This is a genomic window from Solirubrobacter pauli, assembly GCF_003633755.1.
GTDB lineage: Bacteria > Actinomycetota > Thermoleophilia > Solirubrobacterales > Solirubrobacteraceae > Solirubrobacter > Solirubrobacter pauli.
Genome location: NZ_RBIL01000002.1, coordinates 478,599 through 493,105 on the forward strand (window position 1 = coordinate 478,599; position 14,507 = coordinate 493,105).

The window sequence follows — 14,507 nt, forward strand, 5'->3', positions numbered from 1 at the left end:
ATCCGCTCGCCGTGCAGGGTCGTCACCACGAGCAACGTTCACTTGTCGCCGATCCGGTCCAGGATGCCGCGGATCGCACGGCCGCCGTCGGCCAGGCAGATGCAGCCGATCATGGCCCGGGCCGGCACGAGCGTGCCGATGCCGATGGTCCGGCTGATCGTCCCGCCTTGACGTTGCGCTGTCGCGGCTCGTCGCCTAGTCTCGCGCCCCAACATGAGCCACGTGGCCCGCATGGACCTCGGCGGCGTGTCGGTGGACGTGATCTGCGACGCGGTGGCCGACCACCCGCGCCCGCTGGCGGACGCGTTCCCGGGCGCGCCCGCGGCGGGCTGGGAGGCGGTCCGGGAGCAGTTCCCGCAGACCGTCGGCGCCGACGGGCGCTGGCGCTTCGGGACGCACGTCCTGCTCGTCCGGACGGACGCCGCGTGCGTGCTCGTCGACGCGGGTGTCGGACCCGCCGGCTCGGCCGCCGCCGGCTGGTTGCAGGTCGCCGGGACGCTCGACGAGGACCTGGGCGCGCTCGGGCTCACGCCTGAGGACGTCGACCTCGTGGTGCTCACCCACCTGCACCAGGACCACGTCGGTTGGCTGGTGGCGCCCGGGACGGGCCGCCCGCGGTTCGCGCGTGCGCGGCACGTGGTGAGCGGCGCGGAGTGGGCGTCCGTCCAGGGGGACGCGCGGCCGGCGCATGTGCGGGACACGCTCGGCCCGGTCGAGGCCGCGGGGCAGCTCGACGTCGACGGCAGCCTGGTCGCCGGGATGCGACTGCTGCCCCTGCCCGGCCACACGCCCGGACACGCGGGCGTGCTGGTCGAGGGCGACCAGCGGCGGCTGCTGTTCGGCGGGGACGCGTTCAACCACCCGCTACAGCTCGCCGATCCCGGCGTGCCGTCGCTGGCGGACCGCGACCGCGCGCAGGCGATCGCCACACGGCGGGAGCTGCTCGCGCGCGCGGAGTCGCTCACCGTGCTGGGCGCGCACCTGCCCGGTGCGTTCTGGCCGGGGCACGGATGACGGCGGCGCTCGACGAGCGGCGCCCGCTGATCGCGCGACCGGCACTCGTCCAGCGGCTGACGACCCGGGCGACCCCGGTCACCCTCGTCGCGGCGCCCGCCGGCAGCGGCAAGACCGTGCTGCTGCGCTCGTGGCTGCGCGAGGTGGAGCGAGCGGCCTGGGTGTCCGTCGATCGCGACGAGCGCGACCCGCAACGCTTCTGGGTGGCGGTGCACGACGCCGTGCTGCGCGCCGCCGGGGGACGGGTGGAGCCGCTCACGCCGATGCCCGGGCTTGACCTCGGCGGGGTGGTGCAGCGCCTGATCAGCGAGCTCGACGGGGCCGACGACCCCGTCTGGCTCGTGATCGACGACCTGCACGAGCTCCGCTCCGAGCAGGCCCTGGCAGAGCTGGAGACGCTGCTCACGCAACGGCCGCCCGGGCTGCGGGTCGTGCTCGCGACCCGGAGCGACCCGGAGCTCGGCCTCCACCGGCTGCGGCTCGCCGGCGAGCTCACGGAGATACGCGAACCCGACCTGCGCTTCACCCGTGCGCAGGCTGGGGAGCTGCTGGCCGCCTCCGGCGTGGAGCTGTCGGAGGCCGGCCTGGACCGCTTGCACGACCGCACCGAGGGCTGGGCCGCCGGGCTGCGCCTCGCCGCGCTCGCGCTCGTAGACCACCCGCGGCCTGAGCGGTTCGTCGAGGAGTTCTCCGGCAGCGAGCGGACGATCGCCGCCTACCTGGTCGCCGAGGTGCTGGAACGCCAGACCGACGCGGTCCGGCGGCTGCTGCTGCGGACCTCGATCCTGGACCGCGTCACCGGCCCGCTGGCCGACGCGCTGACCGGCGCCGCCGGGGCGGAGGCGACGTTGCAGCGGCTCGAGGCCGCGAACGCATTCGTGACCGCGCTCGACGCCGGGCGCACGACCTTCCGCTACCACCACCTGCTCGCGGACCTGCTGCGCCTGGAGCTGCGGCGCACCGAGCCGGAGGCCGTCGTCGAGCTGCACCGCGCCGCGGCGCGCTGGCACGAGGCCGAGGGCGACGTGCTCGACGCGGTGCGTCACGCGCAGGCCGCGCAGGACTGGCGCCAGGCGGCCCGGCTGCTCTCCGATCACAGCGTCAGCCTGGTGCTCAACGGCCGCTTCCGAACCGTGCACGCCCTGCTGAAGGCGTTCCCGGAGTCCGCGGCGGTGGACCCCGATCTGCTCACGTTGCGCGCCGCCGACCAGCTCAGCTACGGCGCGCTCGACGACGCCGAGGCCTACATCGGGCTCGCGAGCCGCCACGCCGGCGCGGTCCCGCTGCAGCGCCGCCGCCGGTTCGAGGTCACGCTCGGGCTCGTCCGGCTCGCGCTCGCGCGCCGGCGGGGTGACGTCGGGTCGGTCGCCGCGGAGGTCGAGGCGCTGCTCGCCCCGGCGACGGTGGAGTCGGCGGGCGAGGTGGTCCTGGGCACCGACGCCCGCACGCTCGCGCTGCTCAGCCTCGGCAGCCTCGAGCAGTGGTCGGCGCGCAGCGAGCAGGCGGAGCGCCTGTTCGAGCAGGCGCTCGACCTGGCACGGCACGGCGGACGTCCGTACCTGGAGGTCGAGGCGCTCGGCCACCTCGCGCTGGTCGACGCGCAACGCCGGTCCTTCGGCCAGGCGCGGACTCGGTCGCTGGAGGCGCTGACGATCGCCGAGGCGCACGGCTGGGGCGCGGGGCTCGTCGCCGCGGTCCCGCTGGCGATGGTCGCGTCGGTCGACGTCTGGCAGGGCCGCTTCCGGGAAGCCGCGGCGTGGCTGGACCGCGCGGAGGCCGCCGCCCTGTCCACCGACCTGGACCCGGCATTGCAGGTCAGCGTGCGGCTGGTCCGCGGCCGCTGGCTGGTCGGCGTCGGCCGGCTGGAGGACGCACTCGCGGCGTTCCGCGTCGCCGAGCGGGTGGAGGCGGCGCTCGGGATGCGGCACGCGCTGACCGTGGCGATCCAGCTGTGCCTCGTGCTCACGCAGCTGCGGCTCGGTGACACCGCCGCGGCGCGCGCGACCATGGCCGCCGTCCCCCCGGCCGACCGCGCGTGGGGTGAGATGCGGACCGCGGCGGCCGCGGTCCACCTGGCGGACGGAGATCCCGCGGCCGCGATCGACGCGCTGCGGCCGGTCCTGGGCGGGTCGGTGCCGGTGCTGCGGGACGTCTACGTCGTCCTGGCCGTCCTCGTGGACGCGCTGGCGCGGGACGCGCTCGGGGACGCGCGTGCCGCGGAAGCCGGCATCGAGCGCGCGCTCGCGATCGCCGAGCCGGACGCCTTGCTGTGGCCGTTCGTGATGCTCGCGCCGACGCCGCTGCTCGAACGCCACCCGCGGCACCGGACGGCGCACGGGGCGCTGCTGCAGCAGATCCTGCTCGTGGTCGGCGGCGACGAGGCGCGCGGCCCGGCCGAGGAGCTGAGCGCGGCCGAGCTGCGGGTCCTGCGCTATCTGCCCAGCAACCTGACGGCGCCGGAGATCGGCCACGAGCTCGTGCTGTCGACGAGCACCGTCAAGACGCACATGCGGCACATCTACGCCAAGCTCGGCGCGCACCGGCGCAGCGAGGCGGTCGCGCGCGGGCGCGCGCTGGGGTTGCTCGCGCCGCGCTGATTCCTACGAATCGTGTGACGACCGGTCATCCGCCACGCGGCGAGGCTCCCGGCCATGCCTGAGCGAATGCACGCCGTAGTCGTCGCCGAGCCGGACGCCGAGTGGCGCCTGGAGGAACGCGACCGCCCCGCCGTCGGCCCCGACGAGGTCCTGGTCCGCATCCGCGCCTGCGGGATCTGCGGCACCGACCTCTGGCTGGCGCAGAACAAGCTGTCGTTCCGCCCCTTCCCGCTCGTGCTCGGCCACGAGGGGGTGGGGGAGGTGGTCGCGGTCGGCGAGGCGGTCACCAAGCGCAAGGTCGGCGACCGCGTCGGCGTCTTCATGATGCAGAAGGCGTGCGGCGTCTGCGACTTCTGCCACGAGGAGCACACCAACAGCTTCGTCACGGCCGCGAACTGCGACAACCCGACGCTCACGGGCGTCAACGTCGACGGCGCGCACGCCGAGTACGTGGCGGTCGACGTCGGCGGCACCGTGCTCCTGCCGGACGCGGTGTCCTACGAGCTGGCCGCGCCGACGCTGTGCGCGGGGTACACGGTGTGGGCGGCGCTGCGCCGTGCCGACGCCAAGCCCGGAGCGCGGATCGCGGTCGTGGGGATCGGCGGGCTCGGACACCTCGCCATCCAGTACGCGAAGGCCGCGGGCTACCACGTGACCGCGGTGACCCGCAACCCGGACAAGCGCGACGCCGCCTCGGAGCTGGGCGCCGATCTCGTCGTCACGGACGGGCAGGCCCTCAAGGACGCGGGCGGCGCGGACGTGCTGATGCACACCAGCAGCAACCACGCCGCGGCCGTGGACGCCCTCACCGGCCTGCGCCCGTGGGGCAAGCTCGTCATGAACGGGATCGCGTTCGACGACATGGCCCTGCCCGCGCTCGCGCTCGTCTCCAACAGCCATCAGGTCGTCGGCTCGGCGCACAACGGGATCGAGTACCTCGTCGAGGCGCTCGACTTCGTCGCGCGCGGCGCCGTCAGCCCGTGGGTCGAGGTGTTCCCGTCCGACCGCGTGCAGGCGGCCTACGAGAAGGTCGTCGCCGGCGACGTGCGCTTCAAGGCGGTCGTGACGTACTGAGTCAGTTGAGGCCGGCGCGCAGGGCGACGAGCTCGGCCCGCACGCGAGCCAGCTCGTCCTCGCCCGCGGGGAGCGCGAGCCGCAGCTCGGCGGCGCGGAGCGCGCGCGTGAGGTCTCCACGGCGCTGGAACGCGGGGACGAGGTTGTTGAGCATCCGCATCGCCGTCTGCTGCGGCGTCCACGGGCGGACGAACGCCCACGGCACGTCGCCGGCGAGCGGGAGCCCGCCGGCGAACGGGTCGAGCAGCAGCGGCTCGGCGCCGCCGAAGTGCCCGACGACGTAGTGGCCTGGCAGCCCGACGCCGGCGAGGGGGACGCCGGCGCGCCGGGCGACTTCGACGTAGACGGTCGACAGCAGGATCGGGAGCCCGCGCCGGCGCTCGAGCACGCGGTCGAGCAACGAGTTCTCGGGCCGGTCGTACTGCTCGGTGTCCCCGTGGAACCCGTGCCGCGTGCCGAGCACGTGCGTGAGCGCGCTCGCCTCCGCCTGTGGTGTGCGGTCCGCGCCGCCCAGCGCGCGGGCGACCTCCTCGCCGAGGGCGTCGAGCGTGGCCAGCGCGCCCTCCACGTCCACCGGCCGCAGCGCGGCGGCCAAGGCGAGCGCCAGCCGGTCCAGCATCGGGTCCGTGGACGCCGCGAGGTCCTCGAAGCGAGGCAGGTCCATGCCCTGGAGTCTGCCCAGCGACGGCGCGTTCGTCGTCACGCGACGCCGAGCGCGGCCTTCACGGCGGCCCCGCGCGCCTCCTTGACCGCGACCAGCGCCTGGTACTCGAGCCCGTTGGCGGCGAGCATCGCGGACTCGGCGTCGATGTCGACCGTGCTGCCGTCGGCGCGCACCGTTCCGGCCGTGGGGTCGCGCGTCGGGGTGAAGACGGTCTCCGACGGCTTGCGGCCGGCGCCGAGCGCGGCTTCGAGCGCGCTGTGGAAGTCGACATCCTGGCGCACGTAGCCGGGCGTGCTGGCGTTCGCGAGGTTCGCGGCGAGCGCCTGATGGCGCGCCTGCGCGCCGCGGAGGGCGGCCCCGAGGGCCTGCTGTGTCACGTCTGAGAGCTCCACACCTCCGGCTTCGGCGTTCGCCGGATGTGAGTTGAATGAGAATCCTCTTAGGCGGCCGCGAGCGTTCGGCGGAGCGCTTCGAGCCCGCTGTGGCGCGGGCTCCAGCCGAGCTCGCGCCGCGCCTTGCCGGTGTCCATGATCATCGGGCGGCTGAGGGCCTCGCTCCACTCGAGCGCGGGTGGGGCGAACGGCAGCCCCGCCAGCGCCCGTGCCCCGGCCTGCGTCACGCGGCGGGAGGCCGGCAACGGGGCGAGCCCGAGCTCCCGGGCCACGTCGCGCGCGCTGAGCACGCCGTCGCCGGCGACGTTGTACGCGCCGGGCGGCCCGGCTCCGAGGATGCTCAGCAGCAGCGCCTGCCCGACGTCGTCCTCGTCCACGAACTGCACCGGCAGGTCGGGCACCGCCACCGGCACGGGCAGCGGGAGCCGCCGCACCAGCGTCCCCGCGCCGCGTACGAACGGCACGAGCGGCCTCGGCACGAGGTCCTTGGCGCCGATCGTGTGCGGCCCGAGCACGATCGGCGGGCGCAGGACGTACAGCTCGAGGTCCGGCCAGGCGGCCGCCTCGTCCGCCAGCCGGCGCTCGATCTCCGCCTTCTCCTGCGCGTAGAACAGGTGCGACGCGGGCCGCACCGGCCAGTCCTCGGTCAGCGGCTGCGGGTTGTCGGCGTGGAAGCCGTACGCCGCGACCGACGACGCGTACACGAACCGCCGCGCCCCGGCGGCGGCCGCCGCGCGGAACGCGTTCAGCGTCCCGTTCACGTTGATCGCGCGGATCGTCGCGCGCGGCGCGGTGCCGGTGATCATGAACGCCAGGTGCACCACGACGTCGGCGCCGGCGAACGCCTCCTCGAGAGCGGACCGGTCGCGGACGTCCCCCTGGCGGTACTCGAGCTTCGTCCAGCCGTGCTCGGCCGGGTCGAACGGCCGCCGCGCGATGCCCACGACGCGCTCCACCCGCGCGTTGAGCTCGAGCAAGGGGAGCAGGCCGAACCCGAACGTGCCGGTCGGACCGGTCACGGCGACCGTGAGGCGGGAAGACATCCCGGGGTACTACCCAGACGTCGGCTACGCCTCGAGCGTCGCCGCGACCTGCTCGGCGTGCTCGCGCAGCAGGCCCGCGATGTCCGCCGTGTCGGCGTGCAGGATCCGGGTGGTCGGGCCGGAGACGCTGATCGCGGCGAGCGGCGCGCCCGAGCGGTTGAGGATCGGGGTCGCCACGCAGCCGACGCCGAGCTCGTGCTCCTCGTTGTCGGTGCTGTAGCCGCGGCGGCGGATCTTCGCGAGGTCGTCCTGCAGGGCGGTGAGCGTGGTGAGGGTGCGTGGGGTGGAGGCCGGGAGCTCCGAGCCGCCCAGCAGCGCCTCGACGTCGATCGGGTCGCGCCAGGCCAGCAGCGCCTTGCCCGCGCCCGACGTGTGGGCGGGGATCGCGTGGCCGATGTCGGTGAACAGGCGGACGCTGCGGGTGCCGGAGACGCTGTCGACGTAGACGACGTTGCGGCCTTCGAGCACGCACAGGTTGGTCGTCTCGCCCGTCTCGTCCTGGATCGCTTCCAGGTGCGGCCGCGCGGCGGTGCGCAGGCGCGCCATCCGGTCCGACAGCCCGCCCGTCAGCTGCAGCAGCTTGTAGCCCAGCAGGTAGCGGCCGGTGGCCGGGTTCTGGGCCGCGTAGCCGCGGTCGACGAGGGTGCCGAGCAGGCGGTGCGTCGTGCTCGGCACGAGCCCGGTCTGCGCCGCGAGCTCGGAGACGCCGAGCTCATCCGCGCCCGACAGCGCTTCGAGAAGATCAAGCGCCCGGTCCAGCGATTGCACGCGTTGCGCCATGAAGGCGCAGCATACCGCTTGACGGAACGTATGTTCCGCTATGCGGAGGCGAACACGATGTCGAGCGCACCCTTCCATAGGACGTGCTCCCCGAGCGGGCGAAGCTGCTCGACGCCCTCGGTGATCGTCAGGAAGTGGTTGCCCGCCAGCTGGCCGACGATGCTCGCGAAGCGCGTGCCGCCGTAGGGGAACAGCAGCTCGGTCTCGCTGATCCCGCCCGGGTACCAGAGGACCTGGCCGGGGGCGGGGAAGCTCGTCGCGTTCTCCGGCTTCTGCTCGAGCCCGATGTCCAGGTCGCCCAGCGGGATCCACGCCGACTCGCCGCTCCAGCGCACGTGGATGATCTGGGAGTGGAACGGCAGCAGGCGCTCGAAGGCCTCGACGGTCTTCGGCGCGCGCTCGCGTTCGAGCTCGCCCTTGAAGGAGAACGGGCCGGCGGTGATCGTGAGCATCAGCGGATCGTAGGCCTCAGCAGCCGTCCCACGCCCGGTGCCGGATCGAGGCCGCGCACGAGCGTCCGCCGCACGCGCGCCTGCAGGCGCCGGCCGACGTACGGGGAGACCGGATGGCGGTAGCGCAGGTCCGCGGCCTGGAGCGTGTACGGGGCGCCGAGGTCCACGAGCGCGAAGTCGGCGTCGGCGCCCGGCTCGAGCGCCCCCTTGCCCTCGATCCGGAAGCGGGCGGCCGCGCTGGTCGTCAGGCGCGCGGCGTCGTCGACGGCGAACGCGCCGAGCAGCAGCTCCAGCGTCGACTGCGCGCCCGCGATCCCGCCCCAGGCCTCGCCGAACGCGCCCGCCTTGAGCTCCGGCGACGACGGCGAGTGGTCGGAGGTGACGAAGTCGACCTCCCCGTGCCGCAGGCGCGCCCACAGGGCGTCCTGCTCGGGCGCGTCGCGGATCGGCGGCGCGCACTTGGCGATCGGTCCGAGCGCCTCGACGTCCTCGGGGGTGAGGAACAGGTAGTGGGGGCAGGTCTCGCACGTCACGTCGACGCCGCGGGCGCGCGCGGCGGTCACGAGCGCCACGCCGCTGCCGCTCGACACGTGCACGACGTGGAGCGCGCAGCCCGTCGCCTCGGCGTAGGTGATCGCGCGACCGATCGCCTCGAGCTCGGCGACGACGGGGCGCGACGCCATCCAGTCCCGCACCGACGGTCCCCGTAGCCGTGCCGTCAGCGCGTCGTTCTCGGCGTGCACGGCCACCGGCAGCCCGAGCTCCGCGGCGATCGCCATGCCCTCGTAGAGCGTGACGTCGTCGGCGTGCGCGAAGTCCTCGATGCCCGAGTTGGACATGAAGGCCTTGAAGCCGATCACGCCGCGCGCGGCCAGCTCCTCGAGCCGCGCGCCGGGCACGAGCCCGCCCCACAGGCCGAAGTCGACCGAGGACTCGCGCGTCGCGGCCTCCAGCTTGGCGTCGAACGCGGCACCGTCGACCACCGGCGGCGTCGAGTTCAGCGGCATGTCGAAGAAGGCGCTGAAGCCGCCCGCGGCGAGCGCGGCGCTGCCGGTCCTGAGCCCTTCCCAGTGCGTGCGGCCCGGCTCGTTGAAGTGCACGTGCGGGTCCAGGCCGGCGGGCAGCACGTGCAGGCCGCGGGCGTCGATCTCGCGCGTGCCGTCGCCCAGCTCGGGCTCGACGGCGGTGATCGCGCCGTCGGCGACGCCGACGTCCGCGTCGAGCACGCCGTCGGGCGTGACCACGTGCCCGCCGCGGACGACTAGGTCGAGCACGCGAACCTCGTCGCGGCCTCGATCGCGGCGGCCACGTCGGCCTCGGTCACCGCCTCGTCCGGATGGTGGCTGACGCCGCCGGCGCAGCGGACGAACAGCAGCGCGATGTCCGTGAAGCCGGCCATCGTCACGGCATCGTGGCCGGCGCCGCTCGGCAGCCGGTGCGCGCCCGGCCCGACGGCCTCGGCGAGCCGCTCGGCCAGCTCCGGCGAGCACGGCGTGGCGTCGTGCGCGTGGATCTGCTGCCAGAGCGCGTCGATCCCCGGCCGTGCGCGGTGCCGGCGCAGCTTCTCGATCCCGCGGGCGCGGACGGCGTCGTCGGCGTGGCGGATGTCCAGCGACAGCTCGACCTGGCCGGGGATGACGTTGACCGCGCCCTCGGGCACCGCCAGCGTGCCGACCGTCGCCACGAGCCCCGGTTCGGCGAGCGCGACCCGCTCCGCGGCGAGCACGAACTCGGCCGCAGCCACGAGCGCGTCGCGGCGGAGGTCCATCGGCGTGGTGCCGGCGTGCCCGGCGCGGCCGGTGAACGTCAGCCGGAAGCGCGACTGCCCCGCGATGGCGGTCACCACCCCGAGTGGCCGGTCCAGCGCCTCCAGCACCGGGCCCTGCTCGATGTGGACCTCGAAGTAGGCCTTCGCCCCGTCGAACAGCGGCGGGCCGGGCTCGATCCCGCACATCGCCGCCTCCTCCGGGAGCAGCTGCCCGACGAACGCCCGGCTGCCGAGGAAGGTCAACCCGTGGCGCAGGCCCTCCTCGTCGGCGAAGGCGACGACGTCGAGCGGGATCTGCGTGGCGGCCGCGACCTCGATCGCGACCAGCACGCCCAGGACGCCGTCGTAGCGGCCCGCGTTCGCGACCGAGTCCAGATGCGAGCCCATCAGCAGCCGCTCGCCCTCGCCGCGACGCCCGACCAGGTTGCCGAGCGCGTCGGAGGCCGGCTGGAGCCCGGCTTCGCGCATCCAGTCGGCGACCCGCGCCGTCGCGCCCGCCAGCGCCGGCGTCCCGAGCGGGCGCGTGATGCGCCCCGGCTCCTCGGTGAAGCCCGCCAGCTCGTCCGCCCGTTCCAGCACACGCCGCGCCGCTTCGCTCATCGGCGCGGACGATGACAGGTCAGGCGACGTTGACTTCTGAGCGGCGCTCAGAAAGGCTTCATCTCATGCCAAGGACGGTCCTCCTGCTCCTGGCGGTCACCGCGCTGGTGTTGCCCAGCGCGGCCGTGGCCGCCACCCCCACGACCACAACGGTGACGCCCAGCGCGGTGACCAGCGTCTACGGCGACGAGACGCTGACGTTCCTCGCGCAGGTCGCGGGCACGAACGGGGTGCCGACGGGCTTCGTGCAGTTCCTGGTCAACGGCGAGGCGTACACGGAGCCGCGCGCGCTCGACGCGCTGGGCCGGGCCCAGGAGCTGTTCCCCGAGTTCTACCTGGACGTCGGCGACGACGTCAGCGCCCGCTACCTCGGCAACGGCGTCGACGAGTCCAGCCAGGGCGACGCCACGTTCACGATCCTGCCGGCCCGCACGCAGGTGGCGGTGGCCACCAGCCCGCGGCCCACGCTCGCCGGCGAGCCGGTGACGATCATCGTCAAGGTGGACAACGCGTCGACGGCGCTCCCCGCCTGGGGAACGGCGGCGCTGGTGGTCGACGGCGCGGTCGAGGCGGAGTTCCCCGTCGACGAGGGCACGCTCACGGTCACGGGAGGCGAGGACCTTGCGGCCGGCACGCACACGTTCGAGGTGCGCTTCACCAACCCGGCCGGCGACTTCGAGCCGAGCAGCGGCACCACTACGCACACGGTCCAGGGGAGGACCCTTCCGGTGCAGCCGCCGCCGCCGTTCAACCCGCCGCCGCCGCCGCGTCTGATGCCACCCCCGGTGGCGACGCCCGCGCCCACCGCTCCGTTCGCGGTGCTGCGCCACACGACCAAGGCGGCCACCGGAGCGGTCTCGCTGCTCACCCAGCTGCCCGCCGCCGGCACCGTCACCGCCCATGCGTCCGCCGCCGGCGTGCCCAAGTGGGGCACGGTCTCGAAGGTCGTCACGGCCGCCGGGCGCGTCACGCTCGTCGTCAACCCCAGCGCCAAGGCCAGGCGCAAGCTGGCCAAGGGCAAGAGCGTGAAGGTGACCGTCCAGCTGCGCTTCCAGCCGGCGGCCGGAGGCGCAGCGCGGACGCTCACGCGCCGCGTCACCGTGAAGGCGACGAAGACGGCTAAGGGATCTCGCGCACCATCACGAGGTTCGTGGCGCCTGGCGTCCCCGTCCGGCGCCCCGAGGTGATGACCACGCGGGAGCCCGGCGCCAGGCCGGCGAAGTCGCGCGCGGTCTTGAGCGCGCTCTCGATCATGTCGTCGACGGACTCCGCCGTCTCCATGATCGTCGGGTAGACGCCCCACTCGAGCGTCAGCTGCTCGGCGATCGTGTCCTCGTGCGCGAGCGCGATGATCGGCCGGCGCTTGCGGTACTTCGCGCAGATGCGTGCGCCGCCGCCGGACGCGGTCGGGATGATCAGCGCGGTCGCGTCGAGCTCGTCGGCGAGGTCGACCGCGGCGCGCATGACGGCGCGGCTCGTGTCCTCACCCTTGATCGGCCGCGCGCGGCCGTGGATGACGGGCGTCTCCTCGGCGGCGAGCGCGATCGTCGCCATCGCCGTGACGGACTCCAGCGGGTAGGCCCCGACGCTCGTCTCGGCCGACATCATCACCGCGCTCGTGCCGTCGATCACGGCGTTGGCGACGTCGGTCGCCTCCGCGCGGGTCGGCTCGGGCGCCTGGATCATCGACTCGAGCATCTGCGTCGCGGTGATCACGAACTTGCCCGCCTGCGTGGCGCGCCGGATCGTGTCCTTCTGCATCAGCGGCACGCGGGCGACGCCCGCCTCCACGCCGTAGTCGCCGCGCGCGACCATCAGGCCGTCGGACGCGCCGATGATCTCGTCCAGCGCCTCGTAGGCCTCGATCTTCTCGACCTTGGCGATCAGCCGCGCGCGGCTGCCGTGCCCGGTCACGAGCTCGCGCAGCTGCTGCATGTCCGCCGCCGAGCGCACGAACGAGAGCGCGATGAAGTCGCCGCCGAGCTCGCACGCGAGCGCGAGGTCGGCCCGGTCCTTCTCGGTGATGGCCGGCAGCTCCGGCCGCGCGTAGGTCACGTTGATGCCCTTGCGCGGGGAGAGCGGGCCGGGGGAGACCGCGCGGGCCACCACGTCCTCGCCGTCGAGGCGCTCGACCGCGAAGCGCGGGACGCCGTCCCCGATCACGATCTGCGACCGCTCGGTGACGAGGGCCGCGAACTTGTCGAACTCGACCTTCACCGCCCCGGGCGTGCCGCTCGCCGAGAAGGTGACGACGTCGCCGACGGCGACCGTCCGCTCCTCGACATCCCCCGAAAGGCGCAACTTCGGTCCTTGTAGGTCAAAGAGCAGGCCGAGCGGGCGTCCTGCCCGTTCTGCCGCAGCGCGCACTGCGGCCGCGCGGCGCCGCAGGTCGTCGTGTGAGCCGTGTGAGCAGTTCAGCCGTGCGCAGTCCACACCGGCTGCCACCAGCTTGTCGAGCATTCCGTCCGCGTCGGTCGCAGGGCCGAGCGTCGCGACGATCTTCGTCCGCCGTTCCAACATCTGGAAGAGATTCTGTCGAACCGCGCCGCGAGTCCGTGCGTAGGTGCCCGTGGGGGGTCAACCTGAACACAACCGGAGGTGGGGATGAAAGCGGTGCGTTTCACCGTAGGGATCGCGGCTGCCGCGAGCCTGACGTTCGCCGGATCGGCGCTGGCGCAGACCGCGCCGAGCGTGGTGGACCCGAAGCTCAAGGTCGAGCCGGTGGTCACCGGGCTGAGCCAGCCCGTGCAGATGGAGTTCATCGGCGACAACGACTTCTTCGTACTCGAGAAGCCGACCGGGCAGGTCAAGCGCGTCAAGGACGGCGTCGCGTCGGTCGTGCTGGATCTGACGGTCAACTCGAACTCGGAGCGCGGCCTGCTGGGCATCGCGCTCGACAAGTTCTTCAAGTACAACGGGACGGTCTACCTCTACTGGAGCGAGACGACCCAGCCGGCGGACAACGCCGCCGGTGACGCGGTCCCGCTGCTCGGCAACCGCCTGGACCGCTACCACTGGGACGGCACGGCGCTCGTCTTCGAGAAGACGCTGCACCGCCAGCGCGCCCTGCAGGACGACGTGACCAACCGGACCAACCCGGCGACGCCGGTGTTCCGCGGCAACCACAACGGCGGCGTGGTGCGCGTCGGGCCCGACGGGATGATCTACCTGCAGGTGGGCGACACGGGGCGGCGCGGCCAGCTCCAGAACCTGGTCGACGGCCCGTTCGTGTTCCCGCCCAACGACGGCGAGACGATCGGCGACGACCAGTTCGGCGGCCCGGACCCGGACGCCGCGCACACCACCGGCGTGATCCTGCGCATGGACGGCAACGGCAAGGCGCCGCGCGACAACCCGTTCTACCGGCTGGGCGTCGAGCGGGGCGGCTCGGTCGGCGCTTCGCTGAAGAAGATCTACGCCTACGGCCTGCGCAACGGCTTCGGCATGGCCTTCGACCCGTTCAGCGGTGACCTGTGGGAGCAGGAGAACGGCGACGACTCGTTCAGCGAGATCAACCGCACCGAGCCCGGCTTCAACTCCGGCTGGGTGCAGGTCATGGGCCCGCTCTCGCGCGTCGCGCAGTTCAAGGCGATCGAGACCACGCGCACGCCCAACCCGCCGGACCCGGCCGCTCCGGCCGGCTACTACGGGCTGCAGCAGACCCGCTGGGACCCGATCAACATCGCCGACACACCGCGTGAGGCCGAGGACCGGCTGTTCAAGCTCCCGGGCTCGAAGTTCCGCGACCCGGTGTTCGCCTGGAAGTACGAGGTGGCGCCCGGCGGCATCGAGTTCGCCTCCGGCAAGGCCCTGGGCAAGGACTACAAGGGCAAGCTGTTCGTCGGCTCCGCCCGGGCCTCCCTGCGCGGCGGCAACCTGTTCCTGCTGCCGATCTCGGGCAACCGCCGCAACGTCGACCCGGACGACCGGCGCTTGCGCGACGGCGTGGCCGACAACGTCGCCAAGTACGAGATCACCGAGTCCGAGTCGCTGCTGTTCGGCGAGAACTTCGGCGTGACGCCGGACATCAAGGAAGCCCCGGACGGCTCCCTGTACGTCGTCTCCTCCTCGCAGGGCACGGTGTACGAGATCAGCCGCAAGTAGGGCGTCTGTCGGCTGCCGC

At 73.8% G+C, this 14,507-nt stretch carries 13 protein-coding genes; 5 read left to right on the forward strand and 8 right to left on the reverse strand.

Annotated features, from left to right (window positions below):
• Window positions 1-213: 213 nt before the first annotated feature.
• The 3 genes from C8N24_RS22175 to C8N24_RS22185 are packed head-to-tail and all read left to right on the forward strand — an operon-like array spanning window position 214 to window position 4,685.
• On the forward strand, window positions 214-1,014 hold the full coding sequence (locus C8N24_RS22175) for an MBL fold metallo-hydrolase (protein ID WP_121254226.1): 801 nt from the start codon (window positions 214-216) through the stop codon (window positions 1,012-1,014).
• Window positions 1,011-3,611 carry a helix-turn-helix transcriptional regulator gene (locus C8N24_RS22180; protein ID WP_121254227.1) on the forward strand — a complete coding sequence of 867 codons (2,601 nt, stop codon included), beginning with the start codon at window positions 1,011-1,013 and terminating at the stop codon, window positions 3,609-3,611. Before C8N24_RS22175 ends, C8N24_RS22180 begins: the two co-directional genes overlap by 4 nt.
• Window positions 3,612-3,665: 54 nt before the next feature.
• Window positions 3,666-4,685 (forward strand): alcohol dehydrogenase catalytic domain-containing protein, encoded by a 1,020-nt coding sequence (locus tag C8N24_RS22185; RefSeq protein WP_211340108.1) that lies wholly within the window; start codon window positions 3,666-3,668, stop codon window positions 4,683-4,685.
• A 1-nt stretch (window position 4,686) separates the two neighbouring features.
• Here C8N24_RS22185 and C8N24_RS22190 read toward each other — a convergent pair whose 3' ends face one another.
• The 7 genes from C8N24_RS22190 to C8N24_RS22220 form a co-directional block, all read right to left on the reverse strand.
• Window positions 4,687-5,349: a transglutaminase family protein gene (locus C8N24_RS22190; RefSeq protein ID WP_121254231.1), complete on the reverse strand. Its 663-nt coding sequence runs from the start codon at window positions 5,347-5,349 to the stop codon at window positions 4,687-4,689.
• 35 nt (window positions 5,350-5,384) lie between these two features.
• On the reverse strand, window positions 5,385-5,726 hold the full coding sequence (locus C8N24_RS22195; protein ID WP_211340109.1) for a flagellar basal body rod protein FlgB: 342 nt from the start codon (window positions 5,724-5,726) through the stop codon (window positions 5,385-5,387).
• A 62-nt stretch (window positions 5,727-5,788) separates the two neighbouring features.
• The gene (locus C8N24_RS22200) at window positions 5,789-6,784 is read right to left on the reverse strand and encodes an NAD-dependent epimerase/dehydratase family protein (protein ID WP_121254236.1); all 996 of its coding nucleotides are present in this window, start codon (window positions 6,782-6,784) and stop codon (window positions 5,789-5,791) included.
• 24 nt (window positions 6,785-6,808) lie between these two features.
• The gene (locus C8N24_RS22205) at window positions 6,809-7,564 is read right to left on the reverse strand and encodes an IclR family transcriptional regulator (protein WP_170179315.1); all 756 of its coding nucleotides are present in this window, start codon (window positions 7,562-7,564) and stop codon (window positions 6,809-6,811) included.
• 38 nt (window positions 7,565-7,602) lie between these two features.
• The gene (locus C8N24_RS22210; RefSeq protein ID WP_121254240.1) at window positions 7,603-8,016 is read right to left on the reverse strand and encodes a DUF3830 family protein; all 414 of its coding nucleotides are present in this window, start codon (window positions 8,014-8,016) and stop codon (window positions 7,603-7,605) included.
• The gene (gene allB, locus C8N24_RS22215) at window positions 8,016-9,290 is read right to left on the reverse strand and encodes an allantoinase AllB (protein ID WP_121254242.1); all 1,275 of its coding nucleotides are present in this window, start codon (window positions 9,288-9,290) and stop codon (window positions 8,016-8,018) included. The genes C8N24_RS22210 and allB overlap by 1 nt, the downstream gene beginning before the upstream one ends.
• Window positions 9,278-10,384 (reverse strand): M20 family metallo-hydrolase, encoded by a 1,107-nt coding sequence (locus C8N24_RS22220; RefSeq protein ID WP_121254244.1) that lies wholly within the window; start codon window positions 10,382-10,384, stop codon window positions 9,278-9,280. The genes allB and C8N24_RS22220 overlap by 13 nt, the downstream gene beginning before the upstream one ends.
• Before the next feature lie 65 nt (window positions 10,385-10,449).
• Here C8N24_RS22220 and C8N24_RS35405 point away from each other — a divergent pair, with 65 nt between their 5' ends.
• Window positions 10,450-11,571, forward strand: coding sequence for a hypothetical protein (locus C8N24_RS35405; protein ID WP_121254246.1), 1,122 nt, complete (start codon window positions 10,450-10,452; stop codon window positions 11,569-11,571).
• Here C8N24_RS35405 and pyk read toward each other — a convergent pair.
• Window positions 11,504-12,904 (reverse strand): pyruvate kinase, encoded by a 1,401-nt coding sequence (pyk, locus tag C8N24_RS22230; RefSeq protein ID WP_121254248.1) that lies wholly within the window; start codon window positions 12,902-12,904, stop codon window positions 11,504-11,506. The two genes, C8N24_RS35405 and pyk, sit on opposite strands and share 68 nt — an antisense overlap.
• 93 nt (window positions 12,905-12,997) lie before the next feature.
• Here pyk and C8N24_RS22235 point away from each other — a divergent pair, with 93 nt between their 5' ends.
• Entirely contained in the window at window positions 12,998-14,488 is a 1,491-nt protein-coding gene (locus C8N24_RS22235; protein ID WP_170179316.1) for a PQQ-dependent sugar dehydrogenase, read from the forward strand.
• The last annotated feature ends 19 nt before the right edge of the window (window positions 14,489-14,507 follow it).

Bases quoted from the DNA above. Each gene is read 5' to 3' on its own strand.
- C8N24_RS22175 (WP_121254226.1), top strand. From the start codon at position 214: ATGAGCCACGTGGCCCGCATGGACCTCGGCGGCGTGTCGGTGGACGTG.
- C8N24_RS22180 (WP_121254227.1), top strand. From the start codon at position 1,011: ATGACGGCGGCGCTCGACGAGCGGCGCCCGCTGATCGCGCGACCGGCA.
- C8N24_RS22185 (WP_211340108.1), top strand. From the start codon at position 3,666: ATGCCTGAGCGAATGCACGCCGTAGTCGTCGCCGAGCCGGACGCCGAG.
- C8N24_RS22190 (WP_121254231.1), bottom strand. From the start codon at position 5,349: ATGGACCTGCCTCGCTTCGAGGACCTCGCGGCGTCCACGGACCCGATG.
- C8N24_RS22200 (WP_121254236.1), bottom strand. From the start codon at position 6,784: ATGTCTTCCCGCCTCACGGTCGCCGTGACCGGTCCGACCGGCACGTTC.
- C8N24_RS22205 (WP_170179315.1), bottom strand. From the start codon at position 7,564: ATGGCGCAACGCGTGCAATCGCTGGACCGGGCGCTTGATCTTCTCGAA.
- C8N24_RS22210 (WP_121254240.1), bottom strand. From the start codon at position 8,016: ATGCTCACGATCACCGCCGGCCCGTTCTCCTTCAAGGGCGAGCTCGAA.
- C8N24_RS22220 (WP_121254244.1), bottom strand. From the start codon at position 10,384: ATGAGCGAAGCGGCGCGGCGTGTGCTGGAACGGGCGGACGAGCTGGCG.
- C8N24_RS35405 (WP_121254246.1), top strand. From the start codon at position 10,450: ATGCCAAGGACGGTCCTCCTGCTCCTGGCGGTCACCGCGCTGGTGTTG.
- pyk (WP_121254248.1), bottom strand. From the start codon at position 12,904: ATGTTGGAACGGCGGACGAAGATCGTCGCGACGCTCGGCCCTGCGACC.